General features: G+C 69.0%; 14 protein-coding genes. 8 read left to right on the top strand and 6 right to left on the bottom strand.

The window, feature by feature from the left end; all coding sequences use genetic code 11:
- Positions 1–3: 3 nt before the first annotated feature.
- The 5 genes from H7J06_RS10590 (at position 4) to H7J06_RS10570 (ending at position 6,060) form a co-directional block, all read left to right on the top strand.
- The gene (locus H7J06_RS10590; protein WP_264038727.1) at positions 4–1,836 is read left to right on the top strand and encodes a putative nucleotidyltransferase substrate binding domain-containing protein; all 1,833 of its coding nucleotides are present in this window, start codon (positions 4–6) and stop codon (positions 1,834–1,836) included.
- A gap of 2 nt (positions 1,837–1,838) precedes the next feature.
- Positions 1,839–2,489 carry a 3'-5' exonuclease gene (locus H7J06_RS10585; RefSeq protein WP_264038726.1) on the top strand — a complete coding sequence of 217 codons (651 nt, stop codon included), beginning with the start codon at positions 1,839–1,841 and terminating at the stop codon, positions 2,487–2,489.
- Entirely contained in the window at positions 2,486–4,015 is a 1,530-nt protein-coding gene (locus tag H7J06_RS10580) for an aldehyde dehydrogenase (NADP(+)) (RefSeq protein WP_264038725.1), read from the top strand. Before H7J06_RS10585 ends, H7J06_RS10580 begins: the two co-directional genes overlap by 4 nt.
- Before the next feature lie 75 nt (positions 4,016–4,090).
- Complete coding sequence (locus tag H7J06_RS10575; protein WP_264038724.1) at positions 4,091–5,326, top strand: D-arabinono-1,4-lactone oxidase; 1,236 nt, start codon at positions 4,091–4,093, stop codon at positions 5,324–5,326.
- A 71-nt stretch (positions 5,327–5,397) separates the two neighbouring features.
- A complete protein-coding gene (locus tag H7J06_RS10570) occupies positions 5,398–6,060 on the top strand; it encodes a GntR family transcriptional regulator (RefSeq protein ID WP_264038723.1) in 663 nt (220 codons plus the stop codon).
- Between the two features lie 68 nt (positions 6,061–6,128).
- On the opposite strand, the gene H7J06_RS10565 is transcribed toward H7J06_RS10570, so the two are convergent.
- The 3 genes from H7J06_RS10565 to H7J06_RS10555 form a co-directional block, all read right to left on the bottom strand.
- Positions 6,129–6,698 (bottom strand): methylated-DNA--[protein]-cysteine S-methyltransferase, encoded by a 570-nt coding sequence (locus H7J06_RS10565; protein WP_372515282.1) that lies wholly within the window; start codon positions 6,696–6,698, stop codon positions 6,129–6,131.
- Positions 6,695–7,177 carry an RNA polymerase sigma factor gene (locus tag H7J06_RS10560; RefSeq protein ID WP_264038721.1) on the bottom strand — a complete coding sequence of 161 codons (483 nt, stop codon included), beginning with the start codon at positions 7,175–7,177 and terminating at the stop codon, positions 6,695–6,697. The genes H7J06_RS10565 and H7J06_RS10560 overlap by 4 nt, the downstream gene beginning before the upstream one ends.
- 97 nt (positions 7,178–7,274) lie before the next feature.
- Positions 7,275–8,174: a LysR family transcriptional regulator gene (locus H7J06_RS10555; RefSeq protein WP_264038720.1), complete on the bottom strand. Its 900-nt coding sequence runs from the start codon at positions 8,172–8,174 to the stop codon at positions 7,275–7,277.
- Positions 8,175–8,271: 97 nt separating this feature from the next.
- On the opposite strand from H7J06_RS10555, the gene H7J06_RS10550 reads away from it, so the two are divergent.
- Positions 8,272–9,381, top strand: coding sequence for an alcohol dehydrogenase catalytic domain-containing protein (locus H7J06_RS10550; RefSeq protein ID WP_264038719.1), 1,110 nt, complete (start codon positions 8,272–8,274; stop codon positions 9,379–9,381).
- Positions 9,382–9,522: 141 nt separating this feature from the next.
- On the top strand, positions 9,523–9,822 hold the full coding sequence (locus H7J06_RS10545; protein WP_149480672.1) for a DUF4193 domain-containing protein: 300 nt from the start codon (positions 9,523–9,525) through the stop codon (positions 9,820–9,822).
- Positions 9,823–9,828: 6 nt separating this feature from the next.
- Here the strand turns inward: H7J06_RS10545 and H7J06_RS10540 are convergent, their stop codons facing one another.
- Complete coding sequence (locus tag H7J06_RS10540) at positions 9,829–11,250, bottom strand: DUF2252 domain-containing protein (protein WP_264038718.1); 1,422 nt, start codon at positions 11,248–11,250, stop codon at positions 9,829–9,831.
- A 77-nt stretch (positions 11,251–11,327) separates the two neighbouring features.
- Here H7J06_RS10540 and H7J06_RS10535 point away from each other — a divergent pair, with 77 nt between their 5' ends.
- Positions 11,328–12,641, top strand: coding sequence for a carboxylesterase family protein (locus H7J06_RS10535; RefSeq protein ID WP_264038717.1), 1,314 nt, complete (start codon positions 11,328–11,330; stop codon positions 12,639–12,641).
- Positions 12,642–12,651: 10 nt separating this feature from the next.
- Here H7J06_RS10535 and H7J06_RS10530 read toward each other — a convergent pair whose 3' ends face one another.
- The gene (locus tag H7J06_RS10530; protein ID WP_264038800.1) at positions 12,652–14,016 is read right to left on the bottom strand and encodes a sensor histidine kinase; all 1,365 of its coding nucleotides are present in this window, start codon (positions 14,014–14,016) and stop codon (positions 12,652–12,654) included.
- Between the two features lie 118 nt (positions 14,017–14,134).
- Positions 14,135–15,709 (bottom strand): peptide ligase PGM1-related protein, encoded by a 1,575-nt coding sequence (locus tag H7J06_RS10525; protein ID WP_264038716.1) that lies wholly within the window; start codon positions 15,707–15,709, stop codon positions 14,135–14,137.
- Positions 15,710–15,716 lie beyond the last annotated feature (7 nt).

Below are 15,716 nucleotides of genomic sequence, written 5' to 3'. Positions count from 1 at the left end.
CCCGTGAAAGAGTTTCTGGACTTCCTCGGCGCACAGTCACCGTATGACCGCCTCGACGACCACGACCTGACCCGCTTAGCCAAGGCGGTCGAAGTGGAGTACTTCACGGCGGGCACGGTGATCGTCGAAGCCGATGCGGCACCCCTGGATAGCCTCTACGTGGTCAGGGTGGGCGCGGTCGAGATCGTCGACCGCGGCCGCGTCACCGACGTGCTCGGCGCTGGCGAGACCTTCGGCCACATCTCGGTGCTGTCAGGCCTTCCACCACCACTGCAGGTTCGCGCCGCCGAAGACACCCTCTGCTACCGGTTGCCGGATCCGCGCACGCTCCTCCAGCACCCCGATCGTCTCCGCTTCTCCCACTACGGTGGCCTGGTCGCCAGGGAACGCCTGATCAGCTCTGGCGGTTCGGCCGCACGGCTCGAGCGACCGATCGGCGAGGTCGCCCACCCGATCACGTGGTGCGACGCCGACGATTCCATCAGGACCGTCGCCGCACTGATGACCGATGCAGGCCGATCCTGCGCGCTCTACATCCGGGCCGGGCAGATAGGCATCGTCACCGATGACGACTTCCGCCGCCGCGTGGCCACCGGGGAGGTCGGCGTCGACGCGCCCATCTCCGCCATCGCGAGCAGCCCCGCGATCGCGATGAGTGTCGACCGCACCGTCAGCACGGCGTATCTGTTCATGGTCGAACAAGGCATTCACCACCTCGTAGTCGTCGACGCCGTGGGCACCGCGGTCGGCGTCGTCCGCGTCGTCGACATGGCCGCGGCCGAGGTGCGCAACCCGCTGGTGATCCGCTCGGCAGCCGCCGCGGCGACCACCATGGACGAGCTCGTCGATGCGTCCCGGCTACTGACGCCGACCACCGTGGAACTATGGGAGTCGGGTCTTCCCGTCGAACACATCGGCGCTCTGCTGTCGGCGATGACCGAGTCGATCTACCGCAAGATCATCGAATTACACACCACCACATCACCGTTGGCCGAGTTGGACTGCTCGTGGATGCTGATGGGCTCCCTCGGTCGACGCGAGCCACTGCCCAACTCCGACGTCGACACCGCGTTGGCCTGGGCCGTCAAGGGGCCGACGGACGTCGAATTCACTCGCGAATACGTCGCTGCCGCAACCGAACCACTTATCACCGCACTCACCCGATGCGGGCTTGCCCCGTGTCCGCAGGGACTGAACGCATCCTCACCACTCTTCAACCGGTCGCAGCGGCAGTGGCGCGAGATCGCCGACGTGTGGCGCGCCAACCCCGACAAGATCGACTACCTACTGATGGCCTCGACCGTGCTCGACGCCCGCCCGATCACGCGACCCGCGCTGATCCAACCCATGCGCACCGCGCTGGTCGGCGGCATCGGCCGCGACGCGTTCACGCGCGCGCTGAGCCGCTTTTCGATGAGCGACCGGCCACCGAGCGGCTTCGTCCGGGGCTTCGTCGTCGAACACTTCGGCGAGCAGAGGGGCCACCTCAACCTGAAGAAGTCCGGCCTACGGCCGGTGGCGTCACTGGCGCGAGCCCTGGCCCAACGCACGGGCGACCCAACGGGATCCACGCCCCAGCGTCTCGAGAGGGCGCACCGCAGCGGCCTGCTCACGGCTGACGAGGCCGATGCCCTCTCCGGTGCGTTCAGTCTGTTCTACCACCTGGTCTTCGACAGTCAGATCGCCGCCATCAAGACGGGCGCGCCAGTGGAGTCGGCCATCGATCCGGCCACCCTCGACCCGCTGGAGCGACGACACCTCCGCAGCGCGTTCCGGACGATCAGTGGAATCCAGGACCGATTGAGCCGCAAATGGTTTGGATACGAGGGCATCTGACCATGGCAACCCACTGGGCCCAGCGGTTCCGCGCGCGCCGACCTCGGCGACCGACGAACGCCGAGGTGGACTGGCGAGAGGACACCTTCGTCGTCATCGACCTGGAGACCACCGGCCTCGACCCGCGTAACTGTCATATCGTCTCTTACGGCGCAGTACCCATCCGCGACGGCAGGGTCAGGACCGCCGAATCGGTATACGGGCTGGTGCACGTGCCCGGGGACGTCCCAGGCAGCTCCATCAAATTCCATGGGCTGCGGAGCCAAGACCTCGACGGCGCGCCCCCGCTGGCGGACTGCGTCACCACCCTCGACGGTCTCATCGGCGGCCACCCCGTGGTCGCCCACTGTGCGTGGATTGAACGCTCGTTCCTGCGCAAGGCCTTTCGGCGTTCCTATCTTCCCTTCTCCAACCCCATGCTCGACACCGCAGTCCTCGCCCGCCTCGTGTTGGACGTCGACCTCGACCCAGGCCAGGCGGTGTCACTGGAGTATGCCGCCACCGAACTCGGCCTCCCCGTGCACTCACCCCATCACGCCCTCGGCGACGCCGTCACCACGGCAAGCCTCTTCATCGCCCTGGCAAGCCAGTTGGAACGCGGCACCACGCTGACCACCGCCTCACTGCTCAAACTGTCGGAAGGACACCCATGACAGAGACCCTCACGGTCTTCGGAACCAATCCCCGTACCGGCGAGGCGTTACCGCCCGTCACCGTCGAGACCACCGAGGCCGGGGTCGCCGACCTCGTCGCGACGGCCGCCGCGGCCGCGCCGGGCTTCGCGGGTCTGGACCGCAGCATGCGAGCACAGATCCTGCGGGCCGTCGCCGACGGGATCGACGCCCGTCGTGCCGAGTTGATCGAGATCGCCTCGACCGAAACCGGATTCACCACCGCCAAGCTCGACGGAGAGCTCACGCGTGCCGCGTTCCAATTCCGGTTCTTCGGCGAAGTTCTCGACGAGGGCAGCTACCTGGAGGTGACCATCGACCCGCCCGGGGACACCCCGATGGGCCCGCGCCCCGACCTGCGCCGGATCTTAAGCCCGATCGGTCCGGTCGCGGTGTTCGGATCCAGCAACTTTCCCTTCGCGTTCTCCGTGCTCGGCGGCGACACCGCCTCCGCCCTGGCGGCAGGCTGCCCCGTCGTCTTGAAGGCCCACCCGTCCCACCCGGGCACGTCGCAATCGTCCTTTGACGTCATCACCGATGCTCTGGCGCACAGCGCGGCGCCTGCCGGAGTCGTCGCCATCGTGCACGGCACTCGCGCCGGCGCCGCGCTGGTGGCGCAGCCCGCGGTGAAGGCGGTCGGATTCACCGGGTCGCTTCGCGGCGGTAAGGCGCTACTCGACATCATCAACGCGCGCGAGGAGCCGATCCCGTTCTATGGCGAGTTGAGCAGCCTCAACCCGGTCGTGGTCACCCCCGGCGCCGCAGCCGAACGCGGCGAGGACATTGGCGCGGGGCTGGTCGGCTCCTTCACCGTCGGCTCGGGTCAGCTCTGCACCAAACCGGGTTTCGTCCTGGTTCCCGACTCCGGCGACGGCGACCGCCTCGTCGCGGCGGTAGGCGCGGGGCTCGCCGACGCGTCCGGGCACGTCCTGCTCAACGAGGGCATCTACACCACCTTCACCGAGGAGGCCGCGGGCCTGGAACAGCGGACCGACGTGCGCACCAGCACTGGGCCGAGCGTCGTCGGCACTGGCTTCTCCGTCAGCCCCATGGTGGTCGAGACCACCCTGGACGAGCTTGACCTCGACCTGGTACACGAGGTGTTCGGACCGATCACGGTCATCGTCAGATACCCTGTCGATTCCGTGATTAGCTCGGCGACAAAGCTTTTCGACGCCTTTCCGCCATCGCTCACCACGACCGTGCACTATGCGGAGGACGACGCGGCGCTTCAGGGGCTGACCGAGTTGGCTGTCGCCCACGCCGGCCGCGTGGTGTACAACGCATTCCCCACCGGAGTCGCGGTGTCGTGGGCCCAGCACCACGGCGGACCATGGCCGTCGACCAACTCCCTGCACACCTCGGTGGGCGCCACGGCGATTCGGCGCTTCCTGCGACCCGTGACATACCAGAACGCCCCGCAACGGGCGCTTCCGCCCGAACTGCGCGACGGGTACGCCGACATCCCCCGTCGCATCGACGGCACGCTGCACCCCGCGGGGACGTAAGTCGTTGCGGCTGGCGCCGCATATCGCTCAGTAGTATGCTACCGATTACATCTTACCAACGCGAAGGGCCTCTCCATGCGCGAAAGCATCGCCACAACCGCCGGACACTGGGGTAACTGGGGAGGCAACCAGGCGTTCGACTACGCCGAGTTCGTCGACGCCGCGACCGACGAGGACGTGGTCGCCGCGGTCGCCCGCGCCGCGACGACGGGCCACGGCCTTCGGGTCGCCGGCAGCGGACACTCCTTCACTCCGATCGTGCAGTCCGACCACACCTTGCTGAGCGTCGAACGGCTGACGGGGGTGACGAGCGCCGACGAGGCCACCATGCGGGCCACCGTTCGCGGCGGTACCCGACTGTGGGACGTCGGCGCCCCGCTGTGGGACCACGGGATGTCGCTGGCCAATCAGGGTGACGTCGACGCACAGTCGATCTCCGGCGCCATCGCCACCGGCACGAAGGGATCGGGTCCAGCCTTTGGCAATTTGTCGTCGACCGTGCGCGGGGTGCGACTCGTCGACGGCAACGCCGACGTCGTCGCCATCACCGAGTCGGACGCCGACGCCCTTCACGCCGCCCAGGTGTCGATTGGCATGCTCGGAGTGTTTCTCGACGTCGACGTCCAGGCCGTACCCGCCTACAAGTTGCGAGAGCAGAACGCGATACTCCCGTTCGACGAGGTCGAGGCCAACTGGACGACCTACCTCGCCGACTATCGACACTTCTCGTTCTGGTGGATGCCCACCCCGGCATCGTCGGCGATGTACGACCTCGGCACCGTCCCGCCAGACCACTGCGTCGTCAAGCTGCTGACCGAGGAGCCCGCCGATGCCGCCGACGTCGACGCCGAACCGGGCAGCCGAACGGGCCGCGCCCACCTCATCTACCCCGACGCCACCACCGAGGCTCGCTTCCACGAGCTCGAGTACATGGTGCCCGCCGAACAGGGCCGCGACGCGCTCGAGGTCTTGCGCACGCTGATGCTGACCAAGCACACCGACCAGATTTCACCCGTCCAGGTGCGCTGGCAGAAGGCCGACGAGGCCTACCTGTCGGCTCAGTACCGTCGCGACACCATGTCACTGTCGGTGTCGGGCCAGGTGGGCACCTCTTACGAACCGTTCCTGCGCGAACTGGATCACGAACTGCAGCAGTTCGACGCTCGCCCGCACTGGGGCAAGGTGCACTATCTGACCCGCGACCGGGTCGAAGCCCTCTACCCCCGATACGACGACTTCCAAGAGATCCGACGGCGGTTCGACCCCAAGAACCTCTTCCTCAATCCCCATCTGCGCGAACTGTTCGGCTGACACACCCGTTCTCGCGCATCACGGTTGCAGGTACGACGTAACATAGTACGTACACCGTGATCGGAGGCCCGATGCTCAGCAACACCCCCAGTCTCAAACGCGCGAGCCTGCGGGACCAGGCACTCGCCGTGCTGCGCGAGGGCATGGTGTCCGGCGAACTGGCCCCCGGCGAGATCTACTCCGTCACGGCTTTGGCCAATCAACTCGGCGTCTCGGCCAGCCCCGTGCGCGAGGCCATGCTGACCTTGGTGAACCAGGGACTCATGGAGCCCATCCGCAATCGCGGTTTCCGGGTGCTGCCCATCGACGACTCCGATCGCCGCGAAATCTTTGAATTGCGAGTGCTTCTGGAGATCCCGGCCATGCAGAATCTGGCGGGCAACGAGGCCATCAAGGCCGAGTACGGCAAGTACTCGGCGATCGCGGCCGAGATCGTCGACGCCGCCCGTGACGGCGACCTCATCGACTACCTCGATGCCGACCGCCGTTTCCACATGGGCATTCTGGCCCACACCACCAATGGACGCCTGCTCGAACTCGTCGACGGACTTCGCGACCAGACGCGACTGTTCGGACTCAAGGAGCTCTCCGACCGCGGCACTCTCACGGCGTCTGCCGAGGAGCATCTGCCAATCCTCGATGCCATCGTCGCCGGGGATGCCGAGGCCACCCGCACCCTGATGCTCGGTCATCTCGACCACATCAAGGGTGACTGGTCCGAATCATCGCACTGACATCACCACCTGTCGGGGCAACACCTCGACACCGTGGCCCGACCGTGCGGGGACACGGGACCGCCCATTCACGCCGCGGCCTCCAGGGCCAGCAGGGTGCGCTTGGCCTCGACTCCCCCGAGGTAGCCGCCCATGGCGCCGTCGCTGCGCACCACGCGGTGACACGGGACCACGACGGGCAACGGGTTGGTCGCACAGGCACTGCCGACCGCTCGGACCGCCTTGGGGTTGCCCGCCAGCTGGGCGACGGCCGCATAACTGGCGGTGTGGCCGTAGGCAATCTCCGGCAGGTGGTGCAGAACGGTGCCTCGGAACCCACCCGACAGGCGCCAGTCCAGCGGCACGTCGAATGTCGTTCTGGCGCCGGCGAAGTACTCGTCGAGCTGTGCGGCGACGGCGTCGAGGCGGCGGGGTGCGTGCAGGATTCGCGGGCTCACCCGGTCGGCGAGGCCCTGCAGCACGGCGTCGTGGTCCTCGACCGCGAACGCCACCCGGACCAGGCCGAGGTCGGTCGCCGCCAACAGCAGTGCTCCGACCGGACCGTCGACGGTTCGGTAGGCGACGTCGAGCACGCCGTCGCGTTCGGCGGCGGCGACCAGTCGCGTGTGCAGTGCGAGCATGTCGCGGTCCTCGGTCATCGTGATGCTCCCTTCGGTGGATAGGTTCGTCGCAGGGCGGCGAGGCCGTCCGCGGTGGCGCGGCGGGCCGCGTCGGCGCTGCCGCCGAGGATGGCGGCCACCTCGGCATGGGGAAGACCCGCCAAGTGGTGGTAGGCCACGGCGTATCGCTGTTTGTCGGGTAACCGGGCCAGGGCGGCGGCGAGGTCGTCGTCGCGGTCGGGTACCGACGGGCCGACCACGTCGGGCACCTCGTCGGTGGGGATCGCGCGGCGCGCCCTGGCGCGCACGACGTCGACCGCCCTGCGGTGCGCAATCGTCACCAGCCAGGCCTCGACGTTCGCGTCGGCGGGAAGGTCGGGATAGGCCTTGAGCGCCGACAGGAACGTCTCCGACCAGGCGTCGTCGGCGTCGGTGAAACCCACCACCGCGCGGCACACTCGCAGGACGGTCGGCCCGTGCTGCCGCACGACGGCCTCGAAGGCCTGCTTGCCGGTCATGGGTTCCATGGTGGCGGGTTCGGATCCGCGGTGGTCATGGTCTCCTCCTCGTGGTGGGTCTCGATCCGAAGACGTCCGAGCCCGCCAGAACGTGAGATCAGCTTGGATATCCGCCGCGCAGCGCGTCGACGACGGCCATCACGGCGCGGGAGGGCCGTCCCGGCAGCCGGGCCACCAGTGCCCGGCGGCGCTCTTCGGGTCCGCCGTCGACGCGCATCAGCTGCACGCCGTCGGGCAGCACGTCGGCCAGGCTCGGCGGCACGGTGGTGACCCCGCACCCCGCCGCCACGAGCTGAAGCTTGGTCAACCAGTCCCGCGCGGTGTGCGCGACCCGTGGCCGCCCCGCCAGCCCCGGCCACACTCCGAGCAGGGACTCCCCGCCGGACGACGGGCTGGCGATCCAGTCGACGTCGCCGAGTTCGTCGACGCTCACCACCGTGCGGCCGGCGAACGGCCCCGTCGTCGAGGCGGCCAGAACCAGACCCGTCTCACTGATCACCTCCGTGACCAGTGCGGGCAGCTCGGTGTCGGGAGGCCGGTACGGCGCGCGTGACGAGATCACCGCGAGGTCGACGGTGCCCGCGCGCAGCGCCCGCACCAAGGCCGGAGTGGTGCCGTCGCGGCTGGTGACCCGGATGTCGGGCCGCCGGTCCCGCAACGTGCGCAGCGCGCGGGGCAGGACCAGCGCGCCCGCACTGATGAACGTTCCGACCCGCACTACCTCTACGTCGGGCTCGGTGCCCGCGAGTTCCCTTGTGGCCGCGTCGATCTCGTCGAGCACCACCCGCGCGTGCCGCAGCAGCGTCGCACCGCTGCTCGTCAGGCGCACGCCCCCGGGGTGCCGCTCGAAGAGCGGGGCGCCCGCTTCCCGTTCGAGCGCGGCGACCTGGCGCGAGATCGCGGACTGGGTGTAGCCGAGCTCTGCGGCCGCGGCGGTGAAGCTGCCGCGCTCAGCGGTTGCGCGCAACACCCGTAGGCCAGTCAGCGAGGGCTCCATGCGTCAACGTCATACCACCCATGCCGGGTTGTCGCATCGGACATGGCATCGACGGTCCGGCCGTCAGGGTTGTGAGGGAGGTGGAAGGGAGACGACGATGAAGGCAGCCGTGCTGGAGCAGTTCGGAAAACCGTTGACGATCAAGGAGGTTCCCGACCCCCTGGCGGGGACGGGCGAAGTGGTGGTGGACGTGCTGGCGACGTGCGTGCTGCCGTACGCCGCGGAGGTCTTCAGCGGGGAGCGGAGCTATCCCCTGGAACCGCCGGTGATCTCGGGGGTGGGCGCCATCGGGCGGGTGGCGTCGACCGGGCCCGACGCCACCCGGCTGCGCCCCGGCGATCTGGTGTGGTGCGACGCCACCGTCCGGTCGCGCGACGACGCGGTGACACCGGACATCACCCTGCAGGGCTGGAGTTCTGCCGGCGACGGAGGGCTGGCGCTGTCGCGGTACTTCCACGACGGGCCCTTCGCCGAGCGGATGCGGGTACCCACCGAGAACGCCGTCGCCCTTGGCGACGTCGACCTCGCCGACGTGCCGCGGTGGACCGCCCTGGGCGTGCTGCTGGTGCCGTACGGCGGCCTGCTCGCCGCGAATTTGCAGGCAGGAGAGACGGTGTTGGTCAGCGGCGCCACGGGGAACTTCGGCAGCGCGGGGGTGTCGGTCGCGCTGGCCATGGGCGCAGCCTCGGTCGTCTGCCCCGGCCGCAACGAGACCGTGCTGGCCGATCTCGTCGCGCGCTTCGGCGACCGGGTGCGGCCGGTCGTGCTCACCGGCGACGGCGACGCCGACCGGGCCGCGATGCAAGCCGCCGCCGGCGATCCGGTCGACGTGGTGCTCGACCTGTTGCCGCCCAGCGCGGGTGCCGCCGTGGCCCGGGCGGCGGTGATGACGGTGCGTCCGTACGGCCGCGTCGTGCTCATGGGCGGGGTCGGGATGCTGGGCGGTGACGACCTGGCGCTGCCCTATCCGTGGATGATGCGAAATTCGGTGACCGTCCGGGGTCAGTGGATGTATCCGCGGACCGCGAACGTCGGGTTGATCAACATGATTCGCAGCGGCGTGCTGGACCTCGCACACGAACGGGTGAGCGTGTTTCCGCTCGCGCGTGCAAATGACGCCGTTCGCTTCGCCGCGGCGCACGGCGATCCGTTCCATCGGACCGTACTGTGTCCTCGAACTGACCTCGGCGAGCAGGCATCTGCCTGAGCCCGCACTGAGAATCAGCTGATGTGTCTACGTGCGTCGAGGTGAATTCGAGGGTGAGCGTTTGATCCCGTTAGCAGACGGGAACAAGCTGCGCACCGTCCACGTTGTCGTGACGCCGGCACTGGACTCGAAAGGACAAAAATGGCTACTGATTACGACGCACCCCGCCAGAAGGAAACCGATGACGTCGCCGACGAATCGCTTGAGCAGTTGGCCGGACGTCGTAACGACGCCGCGACCGCCGTGCTCGACGTCGACGACGGCGAAGAGCTCGAGGACTTCGAGCTTCCTGGCGCCGACCTCTCCGGTGAGGAGTTCACCGTTCGGGTCGTCCCCAAGCAGCGCGACGAGTTCACGTGCTCGAGTTGTTTCCTGGTGCAGCACAGCCACCGCTTGGCCCGTCAGGTCGGCGACCGCATGATCTGCGCCGACTGCGCCTGAGCTCCGCTAGACGCCGCGTTCGACGGGGAGCAATCCCCGGTCGACCGCGGCGACCAGCGTGGCGTGGTCGGCCTCGGTCTGGTCGGCGTACCGCCTCGCGAACGTGCACAACGCCTTGTCCACCCGGCTGGAACTGCCTATGTACCCGGCGATCATCGACGCGCCGCTGGTTCGGGCGTGCCCCTTGGCCAGCAACTGACCCACCACGCCGGCGTAGTCGGTGAGCGCCGCCGCGTCCATCGAGTCCAGCGGGATGCGTCCCTTCATGTTCCTGAACTGCCGCACGTAGTACTGCAGCCCGTCCATGGTGGTCCACCCCAGTAGCGGATCGCTGACCGTTTGCAGCGACTGCTGGTATTCGACGACCCGCTGCCCCTGATGCGCGTGCCACGCGGAGTCACCGTGCACGTAGCGCGCCAGCACCGACCGCCGCGCCTGCTTGAGCTGCAGGAACACCACGTCCGATGACGACGAACCCTCCAGCAGGGCCACGTACGCGCGCAGTCCGACGCTGCCGACGCCGACGACCTTGTGCGCGACGTCGACCAGCGTGTAGCCGCCGAGGACGCGCCGCCAGTAGGACGGCAGCGTTTCCAGGTAGCCGTCCAGCGCCTCGGCCAGCAGCTCGGCCTCCCGGGGTTCGGGACGCGTGATGAGGGGTGGCTCCTCGACGATCCGCCGCCTGCCCTCCACCTCGTGGGTGAAGCGGGGCAGGGCACGGTCGCCGGTGCGGTGTCGGGCTCGTTCGGCCGACCGCGCCACCTGCTGCTGCAGGGGCCCTTCGGTCTGAGCCGCCAGCCGGTCGACGTCGAGTCGCTCGAACGACCGGGTGAACAACGGCAGGTCCGCGAGCCGCCGCAGCTCGTGGCGATAGGCCGCGACGCACGACCGCACCGAGTCGCCGCAGTGCTCCTCGGAGGTGCCGTTGTCCCGCCCCGCGACCCAGATGCTGGCCACCAGCCGGCGCAGGTCCCATTCCCAGCCGCCCGGATGCGCTTCGTCGAAGTCGTTGAGGTCGATCACGAGATCCCGCTCCGGCGAGGCGTAGAAGCCGAAGTTGCCCAGGTGCGAGTCGCCGCAGACGACGGGCATGATGCCGGTCGACGGCAGCCCCGCCACGTCCTCGGCCATCACCACCGCCGTACCGCGCAGGAATCCGTACGGCGAGGCCACCATGCGGCCCACCCGCACCGGGATCAGCCGGTCGACCCGGCCGCGGTGGCTGGCGTTGATCAGGTCGACGGGATCGGGTCGGGTGGACGGCACCGTCCAGTCGGCCAACGAGCGACGCGGCACCTGCTTGCGCAGGCTCTTGCCAAGGGCGTAGCGCTCGGCCCTGCTCACCGATTGCTGGCGCAGGGACCGATACATCGCACCGTCGGCCTGTGCCAGGACGGTGTGCCCGCTGGTCGCTCCCCCGCCGTCCATTGGTTGCGATCGTACGACCCGCGTCCACCACGAGTGGCGAGAAGTGTGAAGCCTCGACCCGTAGGCTCGGTTCGGCTATGGACGATGACGTGTTGGTACTCCCCAGCGGACGGTTCCGGGTCCGCTGCGACGACAGGATGATTCGCGCCCACGGGCTGCGGTACGCGACGGCGCGACGCTTCGAGCCGTGCGTGCCCGTGCCCACCGCCGACGGGGTGGTGGACGCCACCACCCGCGGACCCGCGTACCCCCAGCTGCCGTCGCGCCTGGCGTTCGTCGTCGGAACGCGCGCAACCGAACTGGTGCAGGACGAGGACTGCCTGGTGCTCGACGTCGTCGCGCCCCGGTCCGGCGACACCCCCAAACCGGTGATGGTGTTCTTCCACGGCGGCGCCTACGTCACGGGCAGTGGCCAGTCCCCCCTCCACGACCTGACGGCCATGGCCGAGGAGGGCGACGTCGTCACGGTCACCGTGAACTACCGCCTCGGCATGTTCGGCTACCTCGCGATCGACGGCCTGGTACCGGCGAACCTCGGTCTGCTCGACCAGATCGCCGCGCTGCGGTGGGTGCACGGCAACATCGGCGGCTTCGGCGGCGATCCGGGTGACGTGACCATCTTCGGTCAATCCGCGGGAGCCGACTCGGTGTCTCATCTGATGATCGCGGACGGGACCGAGGGCCTGTTCCGCCGGGCCATCCTGCAGAGTGCGCCGCTGGGGATTCAGCGCGGACGGGGCCCGATGAGCCACGCGATGGGCGTGGCCGCACGCGCCGCGCTCGGACCCGATCCCAAGGCGGCGGACACCCAGGACGTGCTGGCCGCCCAATCCACCGTCGCCGCAGCCGCTGCCGCGTTCGGCACGCGTGCGCAGATGTCGTTCGGACCTCAAACGGGGCACTACCCGCTGCCGCCCGAAGACCAGGTCGACGCCCGCCGCCGCGAGGTGGCGGGGCGCCTGCCGGTGATGATCGGCACGACGGCCGACGACGCCCGACCGTTCCTGATGCTCAACCCCCGGTTGGCGCCCGTCTTCGACGCCCCTCTCGTCGGGTCGACGGCGCGACGACTGGCCGGCACCACCGTCACCAACCGCCTGTTCGCCGGACCGTCGGCGGCCTTCGCCAGGCAGCACCGGCGCGACGGAGGTCATGCCACGACCTACGTGTTCGACTGGCAACCGGCGGGCAGCGCCCTTGGCGCGTGCCACTGCATCGAACTCCCCTTTCTGATGGGCTCGTTCGACGAGTGGAACCGCGCTCCCATGCTCGGGACGGACGCCCGCCGGGCGCTCGCCGAGTTCGGTCCACCGATGCGGCGACTCTGGTGGGAGTTCGCCAGGGGCGTGCGCGACGACGTCGACGAACACGTGCGACTGCCACGCCGCTGACGGACGGGCGCTAGGCCAGCGACGGCGTCAGCACCCCGTCCCGCTTGGCCTCCTGGCTCGGCAGCCGCAGCAGCAGCCGGGCCCCGCCGAGCGGGCTGACGTCGAGTTCTGCTGAGCCGCCGTGCAATTCGGCCTGTTGGGCGACCAGCGCCAGTCCCAGCCCTGAGCCCGATCGCGACGCGGTCGTACCGCGGGCGAAGCGTTCGAAGACCGCCGCCCGCTCCTCCTCCGGCACGCCGGCACCGTTGTCGTCGACGGCGATCTCGACGCCGGCGACCGAACTCACCACGCTCAGCCGAATCTCCGTGGCGTCACCGTGTTTGACCGCGTTGGCGATGGCGTTGTCGATCACCAGCCGCAGACCGGCGGGCAGTCCCACGATCATCTTCGACGGCGACGGCGCGAGGGTGACGTGCAAGCGGGGGTACACGCGTTGGGCGTCGTGCGCGGCGCGGTCGAGCATCTCGGTGACGTCGAAGGAGACGAAGTCGTCGGCCGTGGTGAGTTCGCCCTGGGCGAGCCGTTCCAGGGCCGTGAGCGTCGCCTCGATTCTGCCCTGGGTGCGCACCACGTCGTTGATGACCTCGTCGCGCTGCTCCTGGGCGAGGTCCAGGGTGGAGAGCACCTCGAGGTTGGTGCGCATCGCCGTCAGCGGAGTGCGCAACTCGTGGGAGGCCACCGCGGCGAAGTCCCGCGCGGACTCCAGTGCCGCCCTGGTGCGTTGCTGCTCGGTGCCGATGCGGGCGAGCATGCCCTCGACCGCCTCGGCGATCTCGACGGCCTCCCGGACGCCGCGCACCTGAACCCCGTCGGGCATGGATTGGGCGTTGATCGCCCGCGCCTGCTGCGCCAACAGCCGGAACGGGACGATCATCAACAGCGAGATCACCCAGCCGACCAGCACGGTGCCCACGATCACGCCGCTGCAAATCAGCAAGACGCGCCGGTGCAGTTCGTCGATGCGGTGCTGGGTCTCGGCCAGCGGCGCACCGAGGGCGATCGAGCCGGGGCCTGCGGAGAAGGTCCGCACCCGGTATGGCACGCCGTCGATCTCCGTGGTGGCGTACCCGTCGGCGAGCTCGGGCAGGACGACGTCGTCGGGCACCGAGACGGTGATGCCACCGATGCGTGCGGTACGGATGACGTTGCCGTCGGGCTTGGGCTGCCGGACGTCGGTGTTGGGCGTGTTGCTCAGCAGGTTGCTGACGTCGCCGAGGCTGCTCACCGAGTCGAGTCGTCGGTCGAGTTGGCTGTACTGGTCGTCGGTCACGCCCACCCACACCCACGTCCCGAGCACGATGACCAGGACGATGACCGCCAGGGCGGCGACGACGACGATGGCCCGAAGGGACAACACCCTGGTGAGCGGCCGCATGAGCCGGTAGACGCGGTCGTTGAGTTCCACTATCGCGGCCGCACGCTGAACCCGGCGGTGGCCGCGGCCGGCAGGTTCACGATCAACACCTGGCCCAGGTTACTGACCCGGTGCCGGCTCAACCGATCACGGCTCCTTCCCGAAGGGCGACGTCGGCCTCCCGCAGCAGCACCGACTGCGCCTGGAGGTAGATCCGCTGCGCATCCGCAGGGTCGTCGCCCACGGCGGTCAGCCCTACGCGACCACATTCGGTCAGGCAGCTGATCATGTGGAACACGACACCGGTACGACGGGCCTGGTCGAAGTGCAGCCCCTCGGCGACGACGATGTCGAACAGGTCCGCAACGGTCAGAGCCTTCAGTCGGTCGTCCTCGAAGTGGTCGGTCGCCACGAGATGCTTGCTGCTGCCGCCCGGCGTCAGGAAGACGCCGCGTTCGCCGTCGTAGTGCCCGTCGGTGAGAAACTGCAGCGTGAGGAACGGGTGGGTCGTGCCGCCCTTCCGGAGGTTCAGCTCGATCGCATATGGCGTCCAGGCACCGGTCTCGTCCTGCACGGTGACGAAGTCCACCGCGAACCGACCCAGCACGCCGAGCTTCGCGAGGTGCCGACCGATCACCATCGCCGGTTCGGCGATCAGCACGGCGTAGCCCGGATCGGCGGGGAACACGCAGCCGAGGTACTTCTGCCCGCTGGCGCCACCCAACAGTTGGTCGTGGGTGGACAGCAGCTCCACGGTGCCGTCCGGCAGCGCCCGCATCTGGACGCTGGGACTCGTCAGCGAGACGCCGGTGATGCGCTCCTCCACGATGCCGCCGTGTTCGGCGAATGCCGCGAGGTACACGTCGAGAGCGAGGTCCTCGGCCTCCAACTGCATGCCGAGCAGTCGCTCGGTGATCGCGGCCGCCTCCTCCGGTGCGCCCGACGGCGGCAACCCGTGCAGGTCGACCAACGCGTTGCCCGATCCCGAGACGCCGTCGTTGAGCTTGACGATCGCCTCGGTGAGCGAGGGCCGTCGCCGTCGCATGCCCTGGACGGCCGCGACGACGTCGTCCACCGTGTGGAGGTCCTCCGCGCCGACCGGGCACGGCACCCCGAGCTCGTCGAACATCCGGCGGCAGCCGGTCTTGGTCCCGAGGTCCTCCAGCCGCGGGTCGGCGCCGTACATCGGGATGCCCAGGCTCAGCGCCACGTCGCGTTCGAGCGGCGTGGTGTTGTACGGGATCAGATGGCTCTTGGCCGGGTTGGGAATGAGCGTCCGGATGGTCCGCAGCAGCCGTGGTCGCGCCAGCAGCTTCGCGCTGAGCGAGTCCGACGACGCGTCGCCGACGGGAACCAGGGTCAGCCGTGCCCTGGCGTGACTCGGGATCACCCCGGGAAGCAGACCGAGGTAGTACTCGATGGTGGCCTCCGCCACCGGCTGCGAGGTCACGTAGATCATCCGCAGGCGTGGCTGTCGCAGAAGGAGCAGGAGGAACAGCGCGCGCTCCTCCATCGCCTGCATGACGGTGCCGCTCCTCGAGGTCGGCCCGTCCATGCTGATCGACGGCACCACCACCACCGACTCGTCGTCGAAGCCGCGTTGCATCGACGACCAGACAGCCGGCATCGACTGCTGCAGCCGGTCGAAGACGCGATAACGTTCGTCGTCGTCGAGCTGCGAGAGCCGACGACCGGGGTCTTCTTGTTTCATCATGTCTACC

The sequence above is a fragment of the Mycolicibacterium hodleri genome (assembly GCF_025822245.1).
Taxonomy (GTDB): Bacteria; Actinomycetota; Actinomycetes; order Mycobacteriales; family Mycobacteriaceae; genus Mycobacterium; species Mycobacterium hodleri.
Note: the sequence above shows the minus strand (reverse complement) of the source record. Positions and strands in the feature narration are given on the sequence as shown.

Excerpts from the sequence above, each read along its gene's own strand:
- H7J06_RS10530 (WP_264038800.1), bottom strand. The coding sequence starts at position 14,016 with ATGCGGCCGCTCACCAGGGTGTTGTCCCTTCGGGCCATCGTCGTCGTC.
- H7J06_RS10555 (WP_264038720.1), bottom strand. The coding sequence starts at position 8,174 with ATGGAGCCCTCGCTGACTGGCCTACGGGTGTTGCGCGCAACCGCTGAG.
- H7J06_RS10550 (WP_264038719.1), top strand. The coding sequence starts at position 8,272 with ATGAAGGCAGCCGTGCTGGAGCAGTTCGGAAAACCGTTGACGATCAAG.
- H7J06_RS10525 (WP_264038716.1), bottom strand. The coding sequence starts at position 15,709 with ATGATGAAACAAGAAGACCCCGGTCGTCGGCTCTCGCAGCTCGACGAC.
- H7J06_RS10570 (WP_264038723.1), top strand. The coding sequence starts at position 5,398 with ATGCTCAGCAACACCCCCAGTCTCAAACGCGCGAGCCTGCGGGACCAG.
- H7J06_RS10585 (WP_264038726.1), top strand. The coding sequence starts at position 1,839 with ATGGCAACCCACTGGGCCCAGCGGTTCCGCGCGCGCCGACCTCGGCGA.
- H7J06_RS10560 (WP_264038721.1), bottom strand. The coding sequence starts at position 7,177 with ATGACCGGCAAGCAGGCCTTCGAGGCCGTCGTGCGGCAGCACGGGCCG.
- H7J06_RS10565 (WP_372515282.1), bottom strand. The coding sequence starts at position 6,698 with ATGACCGAGGACCGCGACATGCTCGCACTGCACACGCGACTGGTCGCC.
- H7J06_RS10545 (WP_149480672.1), top strand. The coding sequence starts at position 9,523 with ATGGCTACTGATTACGACGCACCCCGCCAGAAGGAAACCGATGACGTC.
- H7J06_RS10575 (WP_264038724.1), top strand. The coding sequence starts at position 4,091 with ATGCGCGAAAGCATCGCCACAACCGCCGGACACTGGGGTAACTGGGGA.
- H7J06_RS10580 (WP_264038725.1), top strand. The coding sequence starts at position 2,486 with ATGACAGAGACCCTCACGGTCTTCGGAACCAATCCCCGTACCGGCGAG.
- H7J06_RS10540 (WP_264038718.1), bottom strand. The coding sequence starts at position 11,250 with ATGGACGGCGGGGGAGCGACCAGCGGGCACACCGTCCTGGCACAGGCC.
- H7J06_RS10535 (WP_264038717.1), top strand. The coding sequence starts at position 11,328 with ATGGACGATGACGTGTTGGTACTCCCCAGCGGACGGTTCCGGGTCCGC.